The 23,539-nt window shown below is 68.2% G+C and carries 20 protein-coding genes; 14 read left to right on the forward strand and 6 right to left on the reverse strand.

Going from position 1 to position 23,539, the window contains the following annotated elements; translation table 11 throughout:
• Positions 1-93 precede the first annotated feature (93 nt).
• The 7 genes from ffh (at position 94) to rplS (ending at position 5,743) form a co-directional block, all read left to right on the forward strand.
• Positions 94-1,464, forward strand: coding sequence for a signal recognition particle protein (gene ffh / locus AC3A5K_RS00305; protein WP_487615527.1), 1,371 nt, complete (start codon positions 94-96; stop codon positions 1,462-1,464).
• 4 nt (positions 1,465-1,468) lie between these two features.
• Positions 1,469-2,539, forward strand: coding sequence for an NAD(P)H-dependent flavin oxidoreductase (locus AC3A5K_RS00310; protein ID WP_487615528.1), 1,071 nt, complete (start codon positions 1,469-1,471; stop codon positions 2,537-2,539).
• A complete protein-coding gene (locus tag AC3A5K_RS00315) occupies positions 2,536-3,327 on the forward strand; it encodes an aminotransferase class IV (protein ID WP_487615529.1) in 792 nt (263 codons plus the stop codon). Before AC3A5K_RS00310 ends, AC3A5K_RS00315 begins: the two co-directional genes overlap by 4 nt.
• Before the next feature lie 105 nt (positions 3,328-3,432).
• Positions 3,433-3,696 carry a 30S ribosomal protein S16 gene (rpsP, locus tag AC3A5K_RS00320; RefSeq protein WP_487615530.1) on the forward strand — a complete coding sequence of 88 codons (264 nt, stop codon included), beginning with the start codon at positions 3,433-3,435 and terminating at the stop codon, positions 3,694-3,696.
• Positions 3,697-3,733: 37 nt separating this feature from the next.
• Positions 3,734-4,261, forward strand: a complete 528-nt coding sequence (rimM, locus tag AC3A5K_RS00325; protein WP_487615531.1) for a ribosome maturation factor RimM — start codon at positions 3,734-3,736, stop codon at positions 4,259-4,261.
• Positions 4,262-4,362: 101 nt separating this feature from the next.
• The gene (gene trmD / locus AC3A5K_RS00330; RefSeq protein ID WP_487615532.1) at positions 4,363-5,130 is read left to right on the forward strand and encodes a tRNA (guanosine(37)-N1)-methyltransferase TrmD; all 768 of its coding nucleotides are present in this window, start codon (positions 4,363-4,365) and stop codon (positions 5,128-5,130) included.
• Between the two features lie 145 nt (positions 5,131-5,275).
• Positions 5,276-5,743: a 50S ribosomal protein L19 gene (gene rplS / locus AC3A5K_RS00335; RefSeq protein ID WP_487615533.1), complete on the forward strand. Its 468-nt coding sequence runs from the start codon at positions 5,276-5,278 to the stop codon at positions 5,741-5,743.
• A gap of 572 nt (positions 5,744-6,315) precedes the next feature.
• Here the strand turns inward: rplS and AC3A5K_RS00340 are convergent.
• Positions 6,316-6,645: a PepSY domain-containing protein gene (locus AC3A5K_RS00340; protein ID WP_487615534.1), complete on the reverse strand. Its 330-nt coding sequence runs from the start codon at positions 6,643-6,645 to the stop codon at positions 6,316-6,318.
• A gap of 128 nt (positions 6,646-6,773) precedes the next feature.
• Between AC3A5K_RS00340 and AC3A5K_RS00345 the strand changes: the two genes are divergently transcribed.
• The 4 genes from AC3A5K_RS00345 to AC3A5K_RS00360 are packed head-to-tail and all read left to right on the forward strand — an operon-like array spanning position 6,774 to position 9,491.
• Positions 6,774-7,094, forward strand: a complete 321-nt coding sequence (locus tag AC3A5K_RS00345; protein WP_487615535.1) for a PepSY domain-containing protein — start codon at positions 6,774-6,776, stop codon at positions 7,092-7,094.
• The gene (locus AC3A5K_RS00350) at positions 7,094-7,756 is read left to right on the forward strand and encodes a response regulator transcription factor (protein WP_487615536.1); all 663 of its coding nucleotides are present in this window, start codon (positions 7,094-7,096) and stop codon (positions 7,754-7,756) included. Before AC3A5K_RS00345 ends, AC3A5K_RS00350 begins: the two co-directional genes overlap by 1 nt.
• Positions 7,753-9,096: an ATP-binding protein gene (locus AC3A5K_RS00355; protein ID WP_487615537.1), complete on the forward strand. Its 1,344-nt coding sequence runs from the start codon at positions 7,753-7,755 to the stop codon at positions 9,094-9,096. Before AC3A5K_RS00350 ends, AC3A5K_RS00355 begins: the two co-directional genes overlap by 4 nt.
• Positions 9,093-9,491 (forward strand): RNA-binding S4 domain-containing protein, encoded by a 399-nt coding sequence (locus AC3A5K_RS00360; RefSeq protein ID WP_487615538.1) that lies wholly within the window; start codon positions 9,093-9,095, stop codon positions 9,489-9,491. Before AC3A5K_RS00355 ends, AC3A5K_RS00360 begins: the two co-directional genes overlap by 4 nt.
• Before the next feature lie 347 nt (positions 9,492-9,838).
• Here the strand turns inward: AC3A5K_RS00360 and AC3A5K_RS00365 are convergent, their stop codons facing one another.
• From AC3A5K_RS00365 to mutS, 3 genes are all read right to left on the reverse strand, one after another.
• Positions 9,839-10,786, reverse strand: a complete 948-nt coding sequence (locus AC3A5K_RS00365; protein WP_487615539.1) for an SDR family NAD(P)-dependent oxidoreductase — start codon at positions 10,784-10,786, stop codon at positions 9,839-9,841.
• Positions 10,787-11,188: 402 nt separating this feature from the next.
• On the reverse strand, positions 11,189-13,435 hold the full coding sequence (katG, locus tag AC3A5K_RS00370; protein WP_487615540.1) for a catalase/peroxidase HPI: 2,247 nt from the start codon (positions 13,433-13,435) through the stop codon (positions 11,189-11,191).
• A gap of 1,115 nt (positions 13,436-14,550) precedes the next feature.
• Entirely contained in the window at positions 14,551-17,151 is a 2,601-nt protein-coding gene (gene mutS, locus AC3A5K_RS00375) for a DNA mismatch repair protein MutS (RefSeq protein WP_487615541.1), read from the reverse strand.
• Positions 17,152-17,415: 264 nt separating this feature from the next.
• Between mutS and AC3A5K_RS00380 the strand changes: the two genes are divergently transcribed.
• Both AC3A5K_RS00380 and AC3A5K_RS00385 read left to right on the forward strand, forming a co-directional pair.
• Positions 17,416-19,944 carry a TonB-dependent receptor gene (locus tag AC3A5K_RS00380; protein ID WP_487615542.1) on the forward strand — a complete coding sequence of 843 codons (2,529 nt, stop codon included), beginning with the start codon at positions 17,416-17,418 and terminating at the stop codon, positions 19,942-19,944.
• Between the two features lie 133 nt (positions 19,945-20,077).
• Positions 20,078-20,590, forward strand: coding sequence for a CinA family protein (locus tag AC3A5K_RS00385; protein WP_487615543.1), 513 nt, complete (start codon positions 20,078-20,080; stop codon positions 20,588-20,590).
• 68 nt (positions 20,591-20,658) lie between these two features.
• Here the strand turns inward: AC3A5K_RS00385 and AC3A5K_RS00390 are convergent, their stop codons facing one another.
• Together AC3A5K_RS00390 and AC3A5K_RS00395 are read right to left on the reverse strand one after the other, a co-directional pair.
• On the reverse strand, positions 20,659-21,897 hold the full coding sequence (locus tag AC3A5K_RS00390) for an endonuclease/exonuclease/phosphatase family protein (RefSeq protein WP_487615544.1): 1,239 nt from the start codon (positions 21,895-21,897) through the stop codon (positions 20,659-20,661).
• Positions 21,894-22,643: an arginyltransferase gene (locus tag AC3A5K_RS00395; RefSeq protein ID WP_487615545.1), complete on the reverse strand. Its 750-nt coding sequence runs from the start codon at positions 22,641-22,643 to the stop codon at positions 21,894-21,896. The genes AC3A5K_RS00390 and AC3A5K_RS00395 overlap by 4 nt, the downstream gene beginning before the upstream one ends.
• 155 nt (positions 22,644-22,798) lie before the next feature.
• Here AC3A5K_RS00395 and AC3A5K_RS00400 point away from each other — a divergent pair, with 155 nt between their 5' ends.
• Complete coding sequence (locus tag AC3A5K_RS00400; RefSeq protein WP_487615546.1) at positions 22,799-23,476, forward strand: EF-hand domain-containing protein; 678 nt, start codon at positions 22,799-22,801, stop codon at positions 23,474-23,476.
• Positions 23,477-23,539 lie beyond the last annotated feature (63 nt).

Genomic DNA, 23,539 nt, shown 5'->3' on the forward strand with positions numbered 1-23,539 from the left:
GCGCGCTGCGGGCAGCGGCTGGCGTCCGGTAATGGGGTCTCGGAGGGCGCCGGGCTATAATCGCCGGCCGTATTCCGCCGCATCGAGTCCCGCATGTTCGAGTCCCTGACCCAGCGCCTGTCCGGCACCATGGAGCGCCTGCGCGGCCGCGGTCGCCTGACGGAAGAGAACATCCGCGAGGCCACCCGCGAAGTGCGCATCGCGCTGCTGGAAGCCGACGTCGCGCTGCCCGTGGTGCAGGCGCTGATCGAGCGCATCAAGGTGCGTGCGGTCGGCCAGGAAGTGCTCAAGTCGCTGACCCCGGGCCAGGCGCTGATCAAGGTCGTCCGCGACGAGCTGACCGCGGTCATGGGCGCGCAGGCCACCGAGCTCAATCTCAATGTGCCGGCGCCGGCGGTGATCCTCATGGCGGGCCTGCAGGGTGCGGGCAAGACCACGACGGTCGGCAAGCTCGCCAAGCTGCTCAAGGAAAAGCGCAAGAAGAAGGTCATGGTGGTCTCGGCCGACGTCTATCGTCCGGCCGCGATCGAACAGCTGAAGACGCTGGCCGAGCAGGTCGACGTGACGTTCTTCCCGTCCGAATCCTCGCAGCAGCCGGTCGACATCGTGCGCGCAGCGATCGCCGCGGCGAAGAAGTCCTTCATCGACGTGCTGCTGGTCGACACCGCCGGCCGCCTCGCGATCGACGAAGCGATGATGGACGAGATCAAGGCGCTGCATGCCGCGGTCAATCCGGTCGAGACGCTGTTCGTCGTCGACTCGATGACCGGCCAGGACGCCGCCAATACCGCCAAGGCCTTCGGCGAAGCGCTGCCGCTGACCGGCGTGGTGCTGACCAAGACCGACGGTGACGCCCGCGGCGGCGCGGCGCTGTCGGTGCGCTACATCACCGGCAAGCCGATCAAGTTCGTCGGCACCGGCGAGAAGGTCGACGGCCTCGATGTCTTCCATCCCGAGCGTGTCGCCAGCCGCATCCTCGACATGGGCGACGTGCTGTCGCTGGTCGAGCAGGTCGAAGGCCAGGTCGACAAGGACAAGGCGCAGAAGCTCGCCGAGAAGGTCGCCAAGGGCAAGAAGTTCGACCTCAACGACATGCGCGACCAGCTCGAGCAGATGCAGAACATGGGCGGCATCGGCAGTCTGATGGACAAGCTGCCGGGCCTGGGCCAGGTGCCCGAACATCTCAAGCAGCAGGTCAGCCAGGGCAAGGAAGTGCCGCGCATGATCGCGATCATCGGTTCGATGACGAAGAAGGAACGCCGCAATCCGAACCTGCTCAACGGCTCGCGCCGCGCGCGTATTGCCGCCGGTTCCGGCACCACGCCGTCCGACGTCAACAAGCTGATGAAGCAGTACATGCAGATGGAAAAGATGATGGGCAAGATGGCCCGCGGCGGCATGAAGGGCATGATGCGCGGCCTGCAGGGCATGATGGGCGGCATGGGCCGCATGCCGTTCCGCTGATCCGATGAGCCGTCCGGCGCGCCAGCGGGCCGACGCGTTCTGCGGGCGCTTCGGCCTGCGCGTGCCGGTGCTGCTCGGTCCGATGGCCGGCGCCTGTCCGGTTCCGCTGTCGGCCGCAGTGGCCGCGGCCGGGGGCATGGGCGCGATGGGCGCGGTGCTGTCGCAGCCCGATGACATCGGTACGTGGATGCGTGATTTTCGCGCAATGTCCGCCGGGCCCGCGCAGATCAATCTCTGGATTCCGGATCCCGCGCCGGCACGCGATGCGGCGGGCGAGGCCGCGACGCGCGCGTTCCTGGCGCAGTGGGGGCCGGTGGTGCCCCCGGATGCCGGGGATGCGACCCCGGCCGATTTCGATGCGCAATGTGCGGCGCTGCTCGCCGCGAAGCCGGCGGTGGCGTCCTCGATCATGGGCGTGTTTTCCGATGCGTTCGTTGCCGCGCTCAAAAGTGCCGGGATCGCGTGGTTCGCCTGTGCGACCACACGCGAAGAAGCCCAGGCGGCTGAAGCCGCCGGCGCGGACGCGATCGTCGCCCAGGGATTCGAAGCCGGCGGACACCGCGGCGCATTCGATGCCGGGAAAGCAGAACAGCAGGCGACCGGCCTGTTCGCACTGCTGCCGCGGCTGGCCGATGCGGTCTCGATTCCGGTCATCGCCGCGGGCGGCATCGCCGACGGGCGCGGAATCGCGGCCGCGCTGACACTGGGCGCCAGCGCGGTGCAGATCGGCACTGCATTCCTGCGCACGCCCGAGGCGGCCATCGCGCCGGCCTGGGCAACCGCATTGGCGACCACCGAACCCGAAGACACCTGGCCGACGCGCGCGTTCTCCGGACGCCTGGGCCGTGCGATCGCGACCGGCTACGTGCGCGCCGCGGCCGCCGGCGACGCGCCTGCGCCGCAGCCGTATCCGGTGCAACGCGGGCTCACCGCGCCGATGCGTCAGGCAGCGACCCGCACCGACACCTTGGCCGGGCTGCAGGCCTGGGCTGGGCAATCCGCGTGGCAGGCACGGGCAGAGCCCGCTGGCGCGCTTGTCGAGCGCTGGTGGTCCGACGCCAGGGCCCTGCTGTGACGGGGACCGTCGTCTACTGCAACGGCCGTCCGGCCACGGTCGAGGACCTGACCGGCCCGGCGCTGCGCAACGATGGACACTTCACGACCTTCCAGCTGCGCGAACGCGCGGTCCGCGGCTTCGCGCTGCATCTGCAACGCCTGGACGAGGCCTCGCGGGCCTTGTTCGACACCGGTCTGGATCCCGAGCGCGTGCGTCGGGCAGTCGCGGCTGCCGTGATCGGGACTGCCGCGCAGGACGCGACGGTGCGCATCACCGTGGTACCAGGCGCGGCGGGCGGCGCGTCGGGGCTGGACGTGCTGGTGTCGATCGCCCCGCCCGCGGATCCGGAGCCTGCGCCGTTGCGTCTGCGCAGCTTCGTGTTCCAGCGCGATACCGCGGCGCTCAAGCACGTGGGCACGTTTCCGCTGTTCCAGCACCAGCGCCTGGCCCGGCGGATGGGCGATGACGACGCGTTGTTCGTCGACCCGGACGGCTTGGTCATCGAAGGCTCGGTCTGGAATGTCGGGCTGTGGGACGGCGCAACGTTGGTCTGGCCCCGGGCCGACGCGCTGCGCGGGACCCAGGAGCGGCTGCTGCAGGCGGGGCTGGATGCGCTGGGCATCGAGCAGGTCACCCGCCCGGTGATGCTGAGCGAGTTCGACGCGGGCACAGCCGCATTCGCCTGCAACGCGCGGGGGCAACGGTTGATCGGATCGGTCGACGGTCGCCTGCTCGGGCAGGGGGCGGGTCTGCCGGCGCTGCTGGCCCGTGCGCTGGACACCCAGCCGCGGGTGCCGGTGGCCTGAGCGCTGCGAGCGGGGGCAGGGCTTGCACCCGCCCGGGAAATTCCCGTTATAATCGCCGGCTTACCTCGCCACTCTGGCGACTGGGCAACACAGGAAGCAAAGCAAATGGTCAAGATTCGTCTGACGCGCGGTGGCGCCAAGAAGCGTCCGTTCTACCACATCATCGTGACCGACTCGCGCAGCGCGCGCGACGGCCGCAACATCGAGCGCGTGGGTTACTACAACCCCGTCGCGACCGGTGGCGAGCAGCGCGTCGTCCTCGACACCGCGCGCGTCGACCATTGGGTGTCCAAGGGCGCGCAGATGACCGACAAGGTCCGCGGCCTGTACAAGGACGCGGGCAAGGCTGCGGCCGCCGCTGCTGCCTGATCCATGGGCCGCGCCTCCGGGCGCGGCCGTTTTCGATATGAATGACCCGACGCGCCAACCTCCCCGCCGCATGATCCAGGTGGGCAAGGTCCATGGCGCGTTCGGCGTGCGTGGCGAAGTGAAACTCGAATCCTTCACCGAGCCGCGCAGCGCGATCTTCCGCTATCAGCCCTGGGTGCTGCGCGACGCGCGCGGCATCGAGCGCGAGTGCGAAGGCGCGAAGGGTCGCGAGACGCCCAAGGGCGTCGTCGCGACGCTGCCCGGCGTCGAGGATCGTGACGGTGCCGAAGCGACGCGTGGACTCGAAGTCTTCGTGCCGCGAGAGGCGCTGCCGCCGCCCAGGCCCGGCGAGTACTACTGGGTCGACCTCGAAGGCCTGCGCGTGCGCAACGTCGAAGGCGTCGATTTCGGCGTCGTCTCGCATCTGTTCTCGACCGGCGCCAACGACGTGCTGGTCGCGCAAGGCGATCGCGAGCGCATGGTGCCCTTCGTCGTGCCGGACTACATCGTGTCGATCGATTTCGACACGGCGACGGTGACGGTCGACTGGGATCCGGAGTTTTGAAGAGCTGTCATTCGTGATTCGTCATTCGTGATTGGGAACAGCGGGCCATGACGCCGGAAAACCCACCGAGTCACCAATCACCAATCACCGATCACCGCCCTTTGCGCATCGACGTCGTCAGTCTGTTTCCCGATTTCATCGACCAGGCCGCAGCCGTCGGCGTGGTCGGTCGTGCGCGTGAGCGCGGGCTGCTGACGATGCAGGGCTGGAATCCGCGCGATTACGCCGAAGGCAATTACCGCCGTGTCGACGATCGCCCCTTCGGTGGCGGCCCCGGCATGGTGATGCTGATCGAGCCGTTGCGAGCGGCCCTAGACGCTGCACGTGCGGTCGATCCGGCGCCGGTGCGCGTGATCTACATGAGTCCGCAGGGGCGTCCGCTGACCCAGGCCAAGGTGCGCGAACTCGCGGCACTGCCGCGGCTGTTGCTGCTGTGCGGCCGCTACGAAGGTGTCGACGAGCGACTGCTGCAGGCCGAGATCGACGAGGAGCTGTCGATCGGCGATTACGTGCTGTCGGGTGGCGAACTGGCCGCGGCAGTCGTTGTGGACGCCGTCGCCAGATTGCAGGACGGCGCGCTCGGCGATGCGGAGTCCGCGGTCCAGGACAGTTTCGAAGGCGATGGCCTGCTCGATTGCCCGCATTACACGCGTCCCGTCGAACATGAAATGGGCCGGGTGCCGGACGTGCTGCTGTCGGGCAACCACGCCGAGATCGCCAAGTGGCGGCGCCAGCAGTCGCTGGTCCGCACGCTGGAGCGACGTCCTGAGCTGATCGACGAGGCCGCGCTCGGCAAGGCCGATCGCCGCCTGCTGGCGGCCTGGCGGGCCGGGCAGGGCGGGGATGCGACCGGCGGATCAGGCGGCTGATCCCGCCCGCCGGGGTGCTGGCATTCGCCGTGCGACCCCGTCTATAATGCACGGCTAACCCGTTTCACCCGAGCCAAAGAGCTCGCCGAGCCAGAGCGTGCGTCCACGTGCACCACGCCTATAACGACACCAACAGGCAAAGACCATGACCAACAAGCCCTCCCTGAACACCCTGCTGCAGGAATTCGAAAGCGCCCAGAGCTCGCGTGAGCTTCCCGAGTTTGGCCCTGGCGACACCGTTGTCGTCAACGTCAAGGTCAAGGAAGGCAATCGTGAGCGCGTGCAGGCTTACGAAGGCGTGGTCATTGCCAAGAAGAATGCCGGTCTGAACTCCGCGTTCACCGTCCGCAAGATCTCGCACGGTTTCGGTGTCGAGCGCGTGTTCCAGACCCACAGCGCGATCATCGATTCGCTGCAGGTCAAGCGCCGCGGTGCTGTGCGCGCCGGCAAGCTCTACTACCTGCGTGGCCTGGAAGGCAAGAAGGCGCGCATCAAGGAAGACCTGTCGGCGGGTGCGAAGGCCAAGAACGAGAAGGCCCGCGCCGACGAAGCCGCTGCCGCCGCCGCGAAGGCTGCGCAGGCGCAGGCCGACAAGGCGCCGGCCGCCGAGTAAGTCCGGCCCGCTCCAACGTCGCACGACGGCCGCCGCAAGGCGGCCGTTTGCGTTTGGGGCGAATCGCCGTGCGGTTGCCTGTCTGCATGCGCCGCCTGCGCGTGACTCGACGACGTCGCCGAATCCCTCGTGCGTCGGCATGCGTAAGGCCGGACGCGGTGTCCGGAGCGCGCAACGCGCGTGCCCGAGCAGGCAAGCCGCGCGGAAGATGTCCACGTGTCGGCACTTCTCTTCTTGCGCAGGTACATGCCCGCCGATGCGCCTGCGCATCAGCCGATCCGTGCGCCGTATCCCGTACCGCGGCATGCGCGAATGCCTTCGATACCAGTTGGAGAAGCTGGCGAGCCGGCGAGTGCACTGATCCGCACGACACGGCCGCTGTGACCTTCCAGATACAGGCGCGCGCGCTGCGTGCGGCCGGACACCTGCGCCTGCGCGTGCGCGAGCGACCGGCAGCGACGTACACGCGCAAGATCGCGCTGCATCGCCGCGAGCTGTCGAGGCCCCAAAAAAAAGGGCGCCGGATCCGCATCCGGCGCCCTGCATCCGCGACGTCGCGTCGCGTTGGCGACTCAGTCGTAGTCGGTCTCGAGCAGACGGCCGGTGCGCGCCGAATATTCCAGCTCGACGATGCGGCCATCGGTCTGGCGGATGTCGATGTCGTATTCGCTATCGTCGTAGGCCACATCGATGACGCGACCCGGGTAGCGGCGCTGCGCATCGGCGAGGATGGCATCGAGCGATGCGCTGTTGGCACGGGCACGCGGGTCCGCCTTGGCTGCGGCCGCCGCGTGCACGGCATCGTCGCGTCCGTCGCGGACCTCGTCCTGTGCGACGGCGCCGGAAATGGCGAAAGTGAGGCCGGTGGCGGCGAGCAGGCCGGCGATGACGAGACGCTTCATGGGATGTCCTCTTGGGATGTGGGAAGACCGGTTCGCAACCGGTTGAGGGCCAGTGTCCCGATCACGTCTAACCGGGTTCTGATCGGTGCGTTCACGATCCGGTTAATGCCGGCGGCGACACTGGCGTCATGCGTCCGTTTCTCCTCCCTGTCATCGCCGCTGCCGGCCTGCTGCTCGCGCCCCCCGTGTTGCTGATGCCGGCCGGCGCGCAGGACACGCGCCGCGGCGCCGACTACGCCCGCGAAGGTGTGCGCAGCGGCGAGTTCGTACGGCTGGAATCGTTGATCACCGACGCCGAGCGTCGCTATCCGGGTCGCGTCGTCGAGGTGGAGCTGGACGACGATGACGACGAATACGAAATCGAGATCCTGATGGCCGATGGCCGCGTCGTCGAACTGACTTACGATGCGCGCGACGGGCGACTGCTCAAGGTCGAGATCGACGACTGATGCGGATCCTGCTGGCCGAAGACGACGCCGAACTGGCCGATCGCGTGGCCGCCGCGCTGGCCGCCGCCGGCTTGGCCGTGGACCGTGTGGCCGACGGTATCGAGGCCGAGTTCCGCGGCCAGACCGAAGCCTACGACGCCGCCGTCCTCGATCTCGGCCTGCCGGGGCTCGATGGCGTGTCGGTGTTGCATCGCTGGCGTGAGGCCGGGCATACCTTGCCGGTGCTGGTGCTCACCGCGCGCAGCCGCTGGCACGACAAGCTGGCCGGGTTCAACGCCGGCGCCGACGACTATCTCACCAAACCCTTCCAGATCGAGGAACTGGTGCTGCGCCTGCACGCGCTGATCCGCCGGAGCGCGGGTCACGCGTCACCGCGCCTGCGTTGCGGGCCGCTGGAACTCGATGCGCACGCCGGCCGCTTCGCACTCGATGGCGACCCGCTGGCACTGACCGCGCAGGAGTACCGGATCCTCGCCTATCTGATGCACCACGTGGATCGCGTGGTCAGTCGCGCCGAACTCGGCGAGCACGTCTACGACAACGGCTACGACCCCGATTCGAACGTGCTGGACGTGCTGATCGGCCGGATCCGTCGCAAGCTCGGTGTCGCCCTGTTGCAGACCGTGCGCGGGCAGGGCTTCCGGCTCGCGGACGCGGGATGAGCGGCATGCGCGCGATGTCGCTGCGCTGGCGGCTGTGGCTGGCCGGCGCCGCGGGTGTGGCGATCGCGACCCTGGTCGCGGGCGTGGTGCTGGGTGCCCTGTTCGAGCGCTCCGGCCAACGCGCGCTCGACCGGCGTCTCGATGACGATTTCGCCACGCTGGCAGCACTGGTGGAAGCGCGCGCCGACGGCGGCTGGCAGATGCGGCGCGTGCCCGCCGACGAGCGCTACGCGCGTGTGTTCTCCGGCTGGTACTGGCGCGTGGGCACGGGCGACGGCAGCATGCAGGCGCGCTCGCTGTGGGACGGCGATCTCGCGGTCGATGCGCCGCCGCGGATCGGGCCCGCGACATGGGACGACACCGTCGGCCCGCGCGGACAGCTGCTGCGGGTCCGCGTGCAGCAACTTCGGCTGCCGGGCGTCGATGCGCCCGTGCCTGTGATCGTCGCCGGCGACCGCAGCGATGTGATCGCCGAGACGCGCGAGTTCCGCCGCATCGCGATGCTGGCGTTCGCGGCGGCAGCCGCGCTGTTGCTGGCCCTGCTGGCCTGGCAGGTGGAGTGGGGGTTGCGCCCCTTGCGGCGCATGCGCCGGACGCTTGCGCGGGTGCGCGATGGCGACGACATCCGCTTCGGCAGCGACCGCTGGCCGGCCGAAGCCGCGCCGCTGGCGCAGCAGATCGACGATCTGCTCGACGAACACGGTCGTCGCGTTGCGCGCGCGCGGCACGCGGCAGACGATCTCGCGCATGCCTTGAAGACGCCGCTGGCCGTACTGTCGGCCGACGCGCAGCAGCCAGGCCCCGGCTTGCCTGCCGTGGTGCAGGCCCAGGTGGCGCGGATGCGCGCTGAAATCGAACGGCGGCTGGCGGGTGGATTCGCAACCGATGGCCGTCAGCGCACACCGGTCGCCCCGGTGGTCGCGGCGCTGTGCGCCCTGTTCGAACGCACCTCCGGTCCGGACGTGCGCCTGCACCACGACGTACCGGACGGGCTGGTGTTCGCAGGCGCGCGCGAGGACCTCGAGGAAATGCTCGGCAATCTGGTCGACAACGCGGTGAAGTGGGCGCGGACGGCAGTGCGCATCCAGGGCGTTCGCGAAGGACGCCGCTTGCGGCTGGTCGTGGCGGACGACGGCCCCGGCATGCCGCCCGAACTGCTGGCGACGGCACTGGAGCGTGGAGCGCGCATGGACACCCGTGTGCCCGGTCATGGCCTCGGCCTGTCGATCGTCGACAGTATCGCCAGCAGCTACGATGGGCGTCTCGTACTCGACACCTCTTCCGATGGATTCCGCGCGGCGCTCGAGCTGCCGGCGGGCGATCCGCCCAGAACGCCATGACCGACTCTCCCGACAGCGTGCGCCTCGATCTCTGGCTGTGGGCCGCACGCTTCTTCAAGACCCGTGCGCTGGCCAAGCAGGCGATCGAGACCGGCAAGGTGGATGTCGACGGCCAGCGCGCGAAACCGGCGCGTGCGGTGCGGCTGGGCAATGCGCTGCGCATCGCGCGCGCCGAGGAATTCTTCGAGGTCACCGTGCAGGGACTGTCGGACAGCCGCGGGCCGGCTGCGGTCGCGCGGACGCTGTATGCCGAATCCGAGGCATCGCGTCAGGCCCGCGAAACGCGTCTGGCGGAGCTGCGCGCGGCGCGCGCAGGCTATCAGGCGCCCGAGCACAAGCCCGACAAGCGCGCGCGGAAACTGATCCGCGCACTCGGCGATATCGACGCGCTCTGATCCGACGCATCGTCGTGCTGGCGACCGTCAGGGCTGACGCGCCCGATTGCGGCGAGCTGTGCCGGTCCACAGGGAAGGGCAGGCGCGCTGTCGTGCGGATGCCTGCGACGCTGGGGTTCGCGAGCGTGAGCGGGCTCGGTGCATGTGCAGGTCAGCGGGCACGTTGGGTGGACGTGGGCTATCCGTCTCCGGGGATGGTGTGCCGACGTGGAGCGTCAGGTGCGCGATACGTCCCAACCGGAATCACGCGAACGCAGGCGCGGTTCGCTGCCGCAGCAGTGCCGGGAGGCGACGCGCGGCCTCCGTTTTTTGGGGGCATTGAAGCCGGGACGTCCCCGACTGACCGATCAACCGGTCAACCAGTCCTCGACGAGTGTTTCGGACACATCCCACAGCCGCGCGGCGATCGCCGTATCGCGCTGCGCGTCGCTCTGAGGCGCCGGTGCGAAATCCCGATAGAACGCGCCGTTGATGCCGGACGCCGCAGGCGACGCCGCCAGCCAGCACGGCGTTGCCGCGCCCTGTTGCACGCTGCGCGCGTCGTCGCGGTAGCGGTTGCCGACGTTGCGCAGGATGTTGCTGCGCGTGTGGCCGGGCGACACGCAGTTGGACGTGGTCCGTGTGCCCGCCAGACGCCGCGACAGTTCCAGCGAGAACAGGCCGTTCGCCAGTTTGGAGTGCGCGTAGCGTGCGTCCCAGCCCGCGCCGGAGAGGTCATCGAACTGGATGCCGCCCGGCGGCGCATTGCGTTCGTCGCCGCTGCCGAGCACGACCACGCGTCCCTGCGGCGCGGCGGTGACGCGATCGAGCAGACGCCGTACCAGCAGGTAGTGGCCGAGATGGTTCACGACGAAGGTCTTTTCGATGCCGCGGACCTGCTCCAGATCGTCGAGCACCACGCCGGCATTGCAGACCAGCGCATCGACCGGCACGTCGAGCGCGCGGATCGTGTCGCTCGCGGCGGCGACCGAATCGAAATCGGCGAGATCCAGCACCACCGGCGTTGCGCGACCAACGACGGCGGCGCAGGCGGCTTCGCCGCTCGCCTGCGACCGCGCGGTGCCGATCACGTGCCCGCCGCGCAGCGCGAGCACACGCATGGTTTCCTGGCCGATACCGGACGTGCAGCCAGTGACGACGATGGTCCGGCCACGCAGGTCGAGGCCGGCTGTCGCGTCTTCTGCGGTCGTCGTCGCATCGAGATTCGGCGTGCGAGCGAAGCCGGGCAGGGTGCTCGCAAGTGTGGCGAGCGCGCCGGCCTGCAGCAAGCGGCGCCTGCGTTGATCGAAATGCATCGGTCGTCGGATCTGTGACGGATCGGGCCGTCGAGTGTAGGACGACATGTGCGGACGGATCACGCGCGATGGGGTCTGCGTGCGCGAGGACCGCTCCGTAGGCCGGGTCGCGCGTAGCGAAATCCATCACACGATCCGTCCGCAGCGGCACGCAGAACGCGTGCCTCACGCGCCGCGTCGCGTCGACGCACGTCTCGACGCAGGCGTGCGATGGATTGCGCTGGGCTTTCCCCATCCGACGTTTCCGTGGGAGCGCGCGCGCGACGGTGAGATCCCGGCAGCGTGTCTTCGCGCGCGAGCGCGCTCCCACGGATGCGGGCATGTCGTCGGAAACAAAGACGCCGATGCGTGGAGCATCGGCGTCCGGTCTCACCATCGCCCGAGGGCGATATCGCGCAGTGATCAGCGCAGGTCGTAGCGATCCAGGTCCATGACCTTCGCCCACGCGGCGACGAAGTCCCGCACAAATTTCTCCTTGGCGTCGTCGCTGGCGTAGACCTCGGCCAGTGCGCGCAGGATCGCGTTCGAACCGAACACGAGATCGACGCGGGTGCCGCTCCACCTCTTCGCGCCGGTGCCGCGCGCGCGCCCTTCGAACGTCGTGCGGCCCGACGGCGCCCATTCGGTGCCCATGTCGAGCAGATGACGGAAGAAATCGTTCGACAGTACGCCCGGGCGATCGGTCAGCACGCCGTGCGGGCTGCCATCGTGGTTCGCACCGAGCACGCGCAGACCACCGACCAGCACGGTCGTCTCCGGCGCGGTCAGCGTCAGCAGCTGCGCACGGTCGATCAGCAGGTGCTCCAGCGGCACCACTGAATGGCCCTTGGCGTAATTGCGGAAACCGTCGGCCCAGGGCTCCAGCGCGTCGAAGGATTCGACATCGGTCTGTTCCTGCGAGGCATCGCTGCGACCGGGCGAGAACGGCACGCTCACCGACACCCCGGCGTCCTGCGCGGCCTTCTCGACCGCCGCCGCGCCGCCGAGCACGATCAGATCGGCCAGTGACACCTGCTTGCCGCCCGCGCCCTTGCCGTTGAAGTCGGCCTGCACCTGTTCGAGCGCGGCGAGCACCTTCGCCAGCTGCGGCGGATTGTTGACCGCCCAGTCCTTCTGCGGCGCAAGCCGGATGCGCGCGCCGTTCGCGCCGCCGCGTTTGTCGCCACCGCGGAACGTCGACGCCGACGCCCATGCGGTCGACACCAGTTCGGAAACCGACAGGCCGCTGGCGAGGATCGCCTGCTTCAGCGAGGCGACATCGGCATCGTCGATCAACGTGTGTTCGACCGCCGGCACCGGGTCCTGCCAGATCAGTACTTCGTCCGGCACTTCAGGGCCGAGGTAGCGCGCACGGGGACCCATGTCGCGATGGGTGAGCTTGAACCACGCACGCGCGAACGCGTCGGCGAACTGGTCCGGGTTTTCGAGGAAGCGGCGCGAGATCTGCTCGTAGGCCGGATCGAAGCGCAACGCGAGATCGGTCGTCAGCATCGTCGGCAGCTGCTTCTTCGACGCGTCGTAGGCGTGCGGAATCGTCGCCTCCGCGTTCTTCGCCACCCACTGCTGTGCGCCGGCCGGACTCTTCGACAGCTCCCATTCGAAACCGAACAGGTGTTCGAAGAAATCGTTGCTCCATTGCGCCGGCGTCTTCGTCCACGTGACTTCGAGGCCGCTGGTGATGGTGTCGGCGCCCTTGCCGCTGCCGAAGCTGTTGTGCCACCCGAAGCCTTGGGCTTCGAGCGTGTGCGCTTCCGGCTCTTCGCCGACGTGTTCGGACGGCGCCGCGCCGTGGGTCTTGCCGAAGCTGTGGCCACCGGCGATCAGCGCGACGGTTTCCTCGTCGTCCATCGCCATGCGGCCGAAGGTGTCGCGGATATCCGCGGCGGCGAGCAGCGGATCGGGATTGCCGTCGGGACCTTCCGGATTCACGTAGATCAGACCCATCTGCACCGCGGCGAGCGGGTTCTCGAGCTTGCGCGAATGCACGTCGCCGTCGGCATCGTCATCCGACACCAGCACGCCGTCGTCGCCATCCTTCGGCACGCCGTGCGAGCCGTGCGCATAACGCACATCGCCGCCGAGCCACGTGGTCTCGCGGCCCCAGTACACGTCGAGGTCCGGCTCCCAGGTGTCGTCGCGGCCACCGGCGAAGCCGAAGGTCTTGAAGCCCATGGTCTCCAGCGCGACGTTGCCGGTGAGGATCATCAGGTCCGCCCACGAAATCGCGCGGCCGTACTTCTGCTTGATCGGCCACAGCAGGCGACGCGCCTTGTCGAGGCTGACGTTGTCCGGCCAGCTGTTGAGCGGCGCGAAGCGCTGCTGTCCCCGACCGCCACCGCCGCGCCCGTCACCGATGCGATAGGTGCCGGCGCTGTGCCAGGCCATGCGCACGAACAGGCCGCCGTAATGGCCGAAGTCAGCCGGCCACCAGTCCTGCGAATCGGTCATCAGCGCGGCGAGATCGCGCTTGAGGCCGTCGTAGTCGAGCTTGGCGAATTCGGCGGCGTAATCGAAGTCTCCGCCCATCGGGTCGGACTTCGCGGAATGCTGGTGGAGCAGATCCAGACGCAGCTGGTTCGGCCACCAGTCGCGGTTGCTGGTGCCGCCGCCGGCGGTCTGGTGGAAGGGGCACTTGGCGTCAGTGGACATGGCTGGCGTTCTCCCGTGTGGTGTCTGGACGATGGCGCGCCGCGCAGTGACGTCGGCACATCGAGGATCGAGTTTGCGAACAACGGATGACAGATGGCGTACATACACCGGCGCACCTGCGGATCAGTCCGCGTGGGATTCGGCCGGCGCGCAATGACAAGGCCGCCGTCGGCAGAAAGCGATGCGCTGGCATATGGCTGGCGGCCTCCCGTCGCGAGCATTCAGGGTAGGTGCGCGGGTTGCCGGGAGGGAAATCGATTGTTCGCGTCTATCCGATAGGGGGCGGCTATCGAAATAGCGCTGTGGACATGCCGAACGTGTCGGCGTGTCACACCAGTGCGCAAACAGCCTGAGGTCGTCAGCCGGGCAGACGGGATTCCCGAACCTTCGTCCGGACGATCAGAGGTCCAGAAGTTGGATACGCAGATTCATGCATGTGGACCGACAGGCGCGACGTGCCATCTCCGGCCGTGCGAGGAAGTTGGATGCCGTCATTCCCGCCCAAGCGGAAAACCAAGGATTTCAATCCGGACCGTCGGAACTCCGCTGAAGCTGGATGACAGTGTCACGCTCGTGGATCGAACACGTGCGATATGCCACTGCGACCGAACTCGCAATTTCAACAGTCGCCATCCCCGCGCAGGCGGGGATCCATGGACGTCAATCCAGAGCGTCATCACCTCGCTGTAGCTGGATGACGGCGCCACACCCGTGGAGCGAACACGCGCGACGTATCACTGCGCCCGAACGCGCAACCCAACGGTCGTCATTCCCGCTCAGGCGGGAATTCAAGGACATCAATCCGGACCGTCGGAACTCCGCTGAAGCTGGAGGACGGCGTCACGCTCTTGGATCGAACACGCACGACGGACCACTGCGACCGCACGCGCAACCCAACGGTCGTCATCCCCGCGCAGGCGGGGATCCATGGACGTCGATCGGGAGAGTCGAAGTCTCTCAAAAGCCGGTCGCAGCCTTGCGTCCAGCGGATCGGATGCGACGGTGTTCTGCGCCGTTGAAGCCACGTCCCTGGATCCCCGCCTGCGCGGGGATGACGCTGTTTCAAACTGCGCGCGTCCTGCACAAAAAAGAGCGACGCGTCGTCGCGGCAACACTCAAAGCAACGCGCGCACCCGATAGAGCGCTTCCAGTGCCTGCTTGGGCGTCAGTTCGTCCGGATCCAGTCCCGCCAGTGCTTCCAGTGCGGCGGATGCGGGCGCGAACAGGCCGATCTGCTGCGGCGACTCGAGCGAGGCCGCCGACATCGGCGCGGACGACGGACTGTCGTGCCGCCGCTGTTCCAGTTCCGCCAGCCGTGCGCGCGCGTCGCGGACGACCTGCTTCGGCAGGCCGGCCAGCGCCGCGACCTGCAGGCCGAAGCTGCGGTCCGCGGGGCCGTCCTTGACCGCGTGCATGAACACCAGTGTTTCGCTGCCGCTCTTGTCGCGATGTTCCACCGCGTCGAGATGCACATTGGCGATGCCGCTGCCCGGCTGCGCCAATGCGGTCAGTTCGAAGTAATGCGTGGCGAACAGCGTGTAGCTGCGGTTGGCGGACGCGAGATGCCGCGCGCACGCATCGGCCAGTGCGAGACCGTCGTAGGTCGACGTGCCGCGGCCGATCTCGTCCATCAGCACCAGCGAGCAGTCCGTCGCGTGATGCAGGATGTAGCTGGTCTCCGCCATCTCGACCATGAAGGTCGACTGGCCCTTCGCCAGATCGTCGCCGGCGCCGATGCGGGTGAGGATACGGTCGATCGGACCGAGCACAGCGCGCGAGGCCGGCACGAAGCTGCCGATGTGCGCGAGCAGCACGATCAGCGCGTTCTGGCGCATGTAGGTGCTCTTGCCGCCCATGTTGGGACCGGTGATCACCAGCATGCGGCGGGCACGGAACTCGTCGCCATCGCCCAGCAGCAGATCGTTGGGTTCGAACGGTGCCTTGCGCACCGCCTCGACCACCGGATGCCGGCCGCGTTCGATGCACACGCCGGGCGCGTCCGTCAGCTGCGGGCGCGCCCAGTCCAGGCTCTGCGCGCGCTCACCGAAACAGGCCAGGACGTCGAGTTCGCTCAGCGCACCTGCGCACTGCTTCAGCGATTCCAGACGTTCGCCCAGGGTGTCGAGCAACTGTTCGTAGAGCAGCCGCTCGCGCGCGAGCGAACGTTCGCGTGCCGACAGCACCTTGTCCTCGAAGGACTTCAGTTCTTCGGTGATGTAGCGCTCGGCGTTGGTCAGCGTCTGCCGGCGCGTGTAGTGCGTCGGCGCCTTGCCTGCATGCGCTTTGGAAATCTCGATGTAATAGCCGTGCACCCGGTTGTAGCCGACCTTCAGCGTGGCGATGCCGCTGGCCTCGCGTTCGCGGGTTTCCAGATCGACGAGGAACTGGTCGGCGTGCTGGCTGAGCTGGCGCAGTTCTGCGAGCTCGGCATCGTGCGCATCGGCGAACACGCCGCCGTCGCGTGCGAGCACCGGCGGCTGTTCGACCAGCGCGCTGGCCAACAGATGCGCTTCGGCCGCGTGTTCGCCCAGTCCGTCGTGCAGCGCCTGCAGCCGCGGGGAATCGAGTGCGCCCAGCACGCTGCGCAGATCCGGCAACAGCGCGAGGCCGTCGCGCAGCGTGGACAGGTCGCGCGGGCGCGCGGAACGCAATGCGATGCGGGTCAGCACCCGCTCCAGATCGCCGAGCGCGCGGAAGCGCTCGCGCAGGTCGACGTCGCTGCCGGCATCGATCAGGGTCTGCACCGCATGCAGGCGGGCATCGAGCACGGCGCGGTCGCGCAGCGGCCTGTGCAGCCAGCGGCGCAGCAGACGGCCGCCCATCGGCGTGACCGTGGAATCGAGCACGCCGAGCAGGGTGTTGCGGGTGTCGCCGTCGACGCGGGTGTCGAGTTCGAGATGGCGCCGCGTCGCCGCGTTCATCGCGATCGCGCCGTCGCCGCTTTCCACGCTGATCGAGGTCAGATGCGGCAGACGCTGTTTCTGGGTTTCCTCGACATAGCCGAGCAGTGCGCCGGCCGCGGCGACCGCCAGCGGCAGGTCCTCGATGCCGAAGCCGGTGAGATCGTGCAGGCCGAAGAAGTGCAGCAGCTGGCGGCGACCGGAATCCGCATCGAACAACCACGGCGGGCGACGGCGCGCACCGGTGCGCTCGGACAGAAAACCCGGCCAGCCGTCCTCGTCGGGCACCAGCAGTTCGGCCGGATCGAGGCGGGAGATCTCGGCCTCCAGCGTGTCCTCATTGGCGCACTCGCAGACCAGGAAACGGCCGCCGGCGAGATCCGCCCAGGCCAGTCCGTACTGGCCGTTGCGATGCCGCGACACGGCCATCAGCAGGGTGTCGCGACGTTCCTGCAGCAGCGCTTCGTCGGTCACCGTGCCGGGCGTGACGACGCGCACCACCTTGCGTTCGACCAGGCCCTTGCTCGCGGCCGGGTCCCCGATCTGCTCGCAGATCGCAACCGACTCGCCGAGTGCCACCAGCCGTGCCAGATAGCCCTCGGCGGCGTGGTGCGGCACGCCGGCCATCGGGATCGGCGCGCCGGCCGAATTGCCGCGCTGGGTCAGGGTGATGTCGAGCAGACGCGCCGCCTTGCGGGCGTCGTCGTAGAACAGCTCGTAGAAGTCGCCCATGCGAAAGAACAGCAGCACATCGGGGTGATCGGCCTTGGCGGCGAAGAACTGCTGCATCAACGGCGTGTGCTGGGGCGCGGACATCAAATCACTCGTGTGGCCGGCCCGACATTCTGCCTGAAACGGGCGTTTTCCGGGGCGCGGACGCTGCCCGGAACGCCGTCCGGAACATCGTCCCGAAGCCCATACGCGGGCGTCCGGAAGTGTGCTAGCGTGCCGCCAAGACAAGCAATTGTCGGACGTTCCGGTCATGTCCCCCACGCGCGACCGGAACGGCGGGGCTTCCCGATGGCGCAATGCCGTCGGGCGTCGGTTTTTCGGGAAAACCACACGCATTCGGGGGACAACATGGATTCACGTCAGTTGCAGCGCAGCCTGCTCAGTCATGCCGTCGTCGTCGCGCTTGCCGCGGCTGTAATACCCGCACACGCCCAGTCGGCGCCTGCCGATCCGGACACGCCGACGACGCTGTCGGGGATCACCGTCACGGCGCAGAAGCGCGAGGAAGCGCTGCAGGACGTGCCGATCGTCATCAACGTCCTGCCCGAGCAACTGCTGCAGGACACCGGCGTGCGCGACATCAAGGACATGCAGGTCCTGGTGCCGGGCCTCACCGTCACCAGCACGCAGTCCGCGGCGCAGACGACGGCGCGCATCCGCGGCATCGGCACGGTGGGCGACAACCCGGGCCTGGAATCCTCGGTCGGCATCGTCATCGACGGCGTCTACCGCGCGCGCAACAGCGTGGGCTTCGGCGACCTCGGCGAGATGGAGCGCATCGAGGTGCTGAAGGGGCCGCAGGGCACGGTGTTCGGCAAGAACACCTCGGCCGGCGTCATCAACGTCATCACCCGGCGGCCCAGCTATACGCAGTCGGCGGAAGGCGAGATCACGGTCGGCAACTACGGGCTGCTCGGCGTGTCGGGTTCGTACAACGACGCCCTGAGCGACAACGCCGCGTTCCGCATCTACGCGACCAAGCGCAAGCGCGACGGCGTCGACAACGTCGACACCTCGGGCGGTCCGCGCGTGGAAACCGATGACGGCGACCAGAATTACCACTCGCTGCGCGGCCAGCTGCTGCTGGAGCCGACGTCGAACCTCAACATCAATTTCATCGCGGATTACACCAGTCGCGAAGAGAACTGCTGCGTCTCGGTGACCACGCAGCGCGGGCCGACCGCCGACATCATCGACCGGCTGACGCCGGGCGGCGAGGGCATCATTCCGGTGGTCGATCTCGACCGTCGGCTGGCCTATGCCAACCGCACCACCGAGCAGGACCTCAAGGACAAGGGCATCTCCGCCGAGGTCAACTGGACCACGCCCTGGGCCAACGACGCGGTGCTGACGTCGGTCACCGCGTTCCGCGACTGGAAAGCGATCACCAGTATCGACTTCGACTACAGCGGCGCGGATATCCTGTATCGCCCGCCGAATGAAGACGACTCGCTGGTGAAGTTCGAGAACTTCAGCCAGGAACTGCGCCTGACCGGATCGGGCGATCGCATCGACTGGATGGTGGGCCTGTTTTATTCCGACGAGGATCTGGGGCGAAACGACTCGTACCAGTTCGGCAATGCATACGAGCCGTACCTGTCGGTTGCGCTGCTGGGTAGGATCAATCCTGCGCTCGCGTTGCGGCCGGATGCGCCCTTGTTCCTCGCCAATGCGACAGGTCGCCCATTCGGCAGTCTGTTCCGGGGCGTGGGTGCGCAGGATCGCTACGAGCAGAATGCCAAGAGTGCGGCGATCTTCACCAACAATACGTTCCGGGCGACCGACGCCCTGGATATCACGCTTGGACTCCGTTACACACGCGAGAAAAAGACACTCCAGTCTGATTTCTCGAATCCAGATGGAAGCCCAGCGTGCGCGTCCTATTTCCTGCCTAGCGGGGCGGTGAATCCTGCTGCTGCCGCGCGCATCGGGGCGGCGCTGGTTTCCCGTGGGGTGCCCGCCTCGTCAGTACAGGCTGCAGTGCCGCAGGTGATCGCATTTACATGTCTGCCCTGGGCGAACATCGCGCACAACGGGAGTTCGACGTTCCAGGAGCGCACCGAAAAGGAATGGTCCGGCACGTTGAAAGTGGCCTACGACTGGTCTGACGACGTGATGACCTATGCGTCGGCCTCCCGCGGCTATAAGGCCGGTGGCTTCAATCTCGACCGGGTGCAGGGTCCGACCCCCGCCGACCCCCGCCCGTGGGCGCCGCTGACTGACGACACCTCTTTCCCGGGCGAGTTCGTCGACAGCTACGAACTGGGTCTCAAGACCACCTGGGCAGAAGGCAACCTGCTGTTCAACGCGGCGTTGTTCTATCAGGAATATGAGGATTTCCAGCTCAACAGCTTCCTCGGCACGGCGTTCGTCGTGCGTTCGATTCCGAAGGTGACCTCGCAGGGCATCGACGCCGAAGTGCTGTGGCAGACCGGCCTGCCGGGCCTGATGCTGCAGGGCGGCGTGACCTATGCGGAAACCGAGTACGGCGACGACATCGTGCCGGACCTGCCGTTGCTGCCGGGCGGACAGATGAGCTTCGCGCCGAAATGGTCCGGCAATGCCTCGGCCACCTACGCCTGGGACATCGGATCGACCTTGCAGGGCCGCTTCAACATTGGCGCCAAGTACATGTCCGAGTACAACACCGGCTCGGATCTGCGTCCGGAAAAGATGCAGGACGCCTACACGTTGCTCAATGCGCGGATCGGCTTCGGCCGCCAGGACCAGCGCTGGATGCTGGAGGTGTGGGGTCAGAACCTGACCGACGAAACCTACAAGCAGGTGGGGATCGACGCACCGATCCAGACCGGATCCTTCAATGCCTTCCTCGGCGCGCCGCGGACCTACGGCATGACCTTGCGCATGCGCTACTGAGGCATCACGTCCAGGGATGATCGGGACAGGCGGGCCGGAAACGGCCCGCCTTTTTCCTGCGTCGACGCCGCGCGAGGGCAGTGCGGGCCGGTAATTTGCGGTACAACGGCAGCCTCTTCCGCGGGCATCCGTCATGCACCAGGCCGATTTTCCTTCCGATGCAACCCTGCAGACGCTGGCCGAACGGACCGGCCAATTGCTGCGCGACACCCACCATCGGCTGGTGACGGCCGAGAGTTGCACCGGCGGCTGGATCGCCAAGGCGGTGACCGACGTCGCCGGATGTTCGGACTGGTTCGACTGCGGCATGGCCGCCTACAGCTACGAGGCCAAGCAGGCGCTGCTGGGCGTCAATCCGCACACGCTGGAAACCCAGGGCGCAGTGAGCCGCGAGACCGCGATCGAGATGGTGTCCGGCGCGCTGGTCAATTCGGGCGCCAGCGTGGCGGTGGCGGTCACCGGCATCGCAGGGCCGGGTGGCGGCAGCGAGGACAAGCCGGTCGGCACCGTGTGGATCGCCTGGAAGCGGCGCGGCGGTTACGCGAGCGCGCACCTGTTCCAGTTCGCCGGCGACCGCGATGCGGTGCGCCGGCAGACCGTGGCCGCCGCGTTGCTCGGACTGGCCGAGACCGTCGACGCGCGCTGAGCCTGCGTCCTACGAATCCCGTTCGACCGAATCGCCCGGGACACATCGGAGACCGTTGCCGCGGCCGGTCAATCGCGCAGCACGTCCACCCAGACCAGGCGGTGGTCGCTGCCGTCCACGATGTCCGCGTGCGGCGAGGTCGACGGCGGCCAGAACACGCCGCTCCTCGAAGGCCGCTGGCCGACTGACGGCAGGACGTAATCGATGCGCAGATTGCCGACGCGCGGCCCGAACTGCCCGGTGTCGTGTGCGGCGGCGCCGCGATGCACGGCGTTCGCACCGCCGTCGCGTTCCGCTGCTTCGACCGCGCCCTCGCTGCGCGGCGTCGCCATGCGCAGCACGCGCGCATGTTCCAGCAGTTCGACGATTGCGGTGTGGTCGCCGGAGCCGTCGACGGGATCGTTGTTGAGATCGCCCAGGATCACGAAGCGGGCATCCCCGGCGAGGCCGCCGCAGGTGCCCGCGTCGTCGCACAGCCAGCCGGTGTGTCCGGATGGCGCGAGATAGGCGTTCCAGAAGCGGATCTCGTCGCGGTTGCGCGCGACGTTGCGTTGCTCGGGTCCGTCGAACGCGGGCGGCGTCGGATGCGAGGCCAGCACGTGCAGCACGCCCTGCGGGGTACGCACCGGCACGTCCCAGTGGGATTTCGACGACAGCCGCAGTTGCGCCCACACCGCGTCGGGATGGAAGCTGCGACCGGTCGCAGGATCGCGCGGCCGCATGGCATCCGGCATCGCGCTCCATTTCAGCAACTGGAATGTGCGCGCCGCTTCGGCATCGATCGGGTGGCGCGACAGCAGCAGCATGCCGTACTGGCCGGGATGCAGGCCGTAGCCCCAGGCATCGTTGCCGCGGTCGCGTCCCTCACCGTCCACGGTGCCGTTGTTGTCGAGATCCAGCCCGCTCTGTACGCCGGTGTTGACCGGCGCGAGATAGCGATAGGGATAGTGCAGCGCGGCGCCGCCGCCCGGCTGCGGACGTTCCAGCCAGCGCTGCTGGAACAGGTCAGCCGCGCTGCCGTCGGCGACATAGTCGAATTCGTTGATCAGCACGATATCGGGACGCACCTGCTGCAGCACGGCCGCGACCTTGCGCGCGTTGTCGTCATCGCCTTGCAGGCGACGCACCAGTCCGCCAGCCTCGTCGCTGTTGAGCGAGGCGTTGTAGGTGGCGATGCGCAGCGCACCGCGCTCGGGTGCAGGGGGCGCGTTCGCAGTCGGCGGATCGCCCTGCAGATTCACGCGGACGCAGGCGGCGAGCAGCAGCGCTGCGAGGGCGAGCAGAAGCCAGGTCATCGTGCGGGTCATCGCGCGACGTCCGGCAGGCGGCGCCACTGGCGGCCGTCGAAACCCTCGAGCGGGTGGTAACTGCGTTTGTAATCCATCTTGCGGTGTCCTTCGATCCAATAGCCAAGATACAGATGATGTCGTTGCGCCCGCCGCGCCCAGGCCAGCTGCTGCAGGATCGCCAGCGTGCCCAGGCCGCGTGACGCGAGGTCGGGCTCGTAGAAGGTGTAGACCGCCGACAGCGCGTCGTCGGTGAGATCGGTCACGGCCACTGCGACGAGCTGTCCGTGCAGGCGCAGCTCCAGCAACCGGCCCTCGTTCCAGCTGCCGATCAGGAACTGGTCGAATTCGTTCGGGCCGTGGTCGTCCATGCCACCGCCCGGATGGCGGGACGCGAGGTAACGCCGGTACAGCGCGAGGCGTTCCTCGTTGCGCTCGGCGGCGACCACGCGCGTCTCGATGTCCGCGTTGCGGGCGAGCGTGCGGCGCTGGGTGCGGTTGGGGACGAAGTCGTCGACCGGAATCCGCACCGCCACGCAGGCCTGGCAGCCGGCGCAGTGCGGCCGGTAGACGATGTCGCCGGAGCGGCGGAAGCCCCAGCGCAAGGCCTGCGGATAGAAGCGTGCGAGCCGCGTGTCGTGCGGGTCCAGCACCAGGTCGCGTGCGGTCCGTTCGGGCCAGTAGCCACAGGGATGCGCGCCGGTGTGGAACAGGCGGAGGTCTGTGGCGATGTCGGCATCGGGATCGGGGCGCGGGCTGTGTTGCATGCAGGCAGGATAGCGTCGGCCGTCGCAGGCGACGCGACAGCCGGTCGTGACCGGCCCGCAGCTGAACCGCGCAGGCGGCCCGTCAACGCATCGTGCGGTGGACGCGTTGATCCCTGCACAAGGCGGCACGGTGCCGCACACAACGGGAACTGACGATGCAGATGAAGACCCTTGCCGCCGCCCTGGTCGCGGCCATGACCCTCACGATGGCGGGCGCGAGCGTGGCCCAGTCGCCGACGCGTGCAGCGGCGTCCGATGCCGCCACCACGGCCAAGCCTGCCGGCGAGCGCCAGCGTGCACACGGCATGCGCGGCCATCGCGGTCACGGCGGCAATCCGGTCGATGCGCTGGCGCGCTTCGATACCGACAACGACGGCCGCATCAGCCGCGCCGAAGCCCAGGCGGCGCAGACCGCGATGCAAGCCCGGCGCGATGCGAAGCGTGCGGAACGTCCGGCGCGCGAAGGCGCCGACAGGCCGGCGACACGGGGCGACGGTGCGCGTCGTGGCCCGGGCGGTTCGCGTCCGCATGCGGGGCGTGGCTTCGATCTCGTCGCCAATTTCGACGCCATCGACCGCAACAACGACGGCTATCTGACCCGCGGCGAGCTGCGCACCTGGCAAGAGGCGAAGGCGGTCGAGCGTCGCACCGAGCGCGAGCGCCGGTTCGACACGATGTTCCGCGAGGCCGATCTCAACGGCGACGGCAAGCTCAGCCGGGTCGAAGTGGCCGAGAAGATGCCGCGTCTGGTCGAGCGTTTCGCCTGGATGGACGAGAACGGCGACGGCTTCCTCAGCCGCGAGGAGCTGCAGGCGGGTCGTCCGCAGCGCTGAGTCGCGGGCGATACAGCAACGGAAAGGCCGCGCAGTGCGCGGCCTTTTTCTTTGAAGCGCAGG

The sequence above is a fragment of the Luteimonas sp. Soil_C_5 genome (genome assembly GCF_057656615.1).

What these genes read in the sequence shown, in the direction of transcription:
- ffh (WP_487615527.1), top strand. Translation starts at nt 94, where the DNA reads ATGTTCGAGTCCCTGACCCAGCGCCTGTCCGGCACCATGGAGCGCCTG.
- AC3A5K_RS00310 (WP_487615528.1), top strand. Translation starts at nt 1,469, where the DNA reads ATGAGCCGTCCGGCGCGCCAGCGGGCCGACGCGTTCTGCGGGCGCTTC.
- rpsP (WP_487615530.1), top strand. Translation starts at nt 3,433, where the DNA reads ATGGTCAAGATTCGTCTGACGCGCGGTGGCGCCAAGAAGCGTCCGTTC.
- rimM (WP_487615531.1), top strand. Translation starts at nt 3,734, where the DNA reads ATGAATGACCCGACGCGCCAACCTCCCCGCCGCATGATCCAGGTGGGC.
- rplS (WP_487615533.1), top strand. Translation starts at nt 5,276, where the DNA reads ATGACCAACAAGCCCTCCCTGAACACCCTGCTGCAGGAATTCGAAAGC.
- AC3A5K_RS00340 (WP_487615534.1), bottom strand. Translation starts at nt 6,645, where the DNA reads ATGAAGCGTCTCGTCATCGCCGGCCTGCTCGCCGCCACCGGCCTCACT.
- AC3A5K_RS00345 (WP_487615535.1), top strand. Translation starts at nt 6,774, where the DNA reads ATGCGTCCGTTTCTCCTCCCTGTCATCGCCGCTGCCGGCCTGCTGCTC.
- AC3A5K_RS00350 (WP_487615536.1), top strand. Translation starts at nt 7,094, where the DNA reads ATGCGGATCCTGCTGGCCGAAGACGACGCCGAACTGGCCGATCGCGTG.
- AC3A5K_RS00355 (WP_487615537.1), top strand. Translation starts at nt 7,753, where the DNA reads ATGAGCGGCATGCGCGCGATGTCGCTGCGCTGGCGGCTGTGGCTGGCC.
- AC3A5K_RS00360 (WP_487615538.1), top strand. Translation starts at nt 9,093, where the DNA reads ATGACCGACTCTCCCGACAGCGTGCGCCTCGATCTCTGGCTGTGGGCC.
- AC3A5K_RS00365 (WP_487615539.1), bottom strand. Translation starts at nt 10,786, where the DNA reads ATGCATTTCGATCAACGCAGGCGCCGCTTGCTGCAGGCCGGCGCGCTC.
- katG (WP_487615540.1), bottom strand. Translation starts at nt 13,435, where the DNA reads ATGTCCACTGACGCCAAGTGCCCCTTCCACCAGACCGCCGGCGGCGGC.
- mutS (WP_487615541.1), bottom strand. Translation starts at nt 17,151, where the DNA reads ATGTCCGCGCCCCAGCACACGCCGTTGATGCAGCAGTTCTTCGCCGCC.
- AC3A5K_RS00380 (WP_487615542.1), top strand. Translation starts at nt 17,416, where the DNA reads ATGGATTCACGTCAGTTGCAGCGCAGCCTGCTCAGTCATGCCGTCGTC.
- AC3A5K_RS00385 (WP_487615543.1), top strand. Translation starts at nt 20,078, where the DNA reads ATGCACCAGGCCGATTTTCCTTCCGATGCAACCCTGCAGACGCTGGCC.
- AC3A5K_RS00390 (WP_487615544.1), bottom strand. Translation starts at nt 21,897, where the DNA reads ATGACCCGCACGATGACCTGGCTTCTGCTCGCCCTCGCAGCGCTGCTG.
- AC3A5K_RS00395 (WP_487615545.1), bottom strand. Translation starts at nt 22,643, where the DNA reads ATGCAACACAGCCCGCGCCCCGATCCCGATGCCGACATCGCCACAGAC.
- AC3A5K_RS00400 (WP_487615546.1), top strand. Translation starts at nt 22,799, where the DNA reads ATGCAGATGAAGACCCTTGCCGCCGCCCTGGTCGCGGCCATGACCCTC.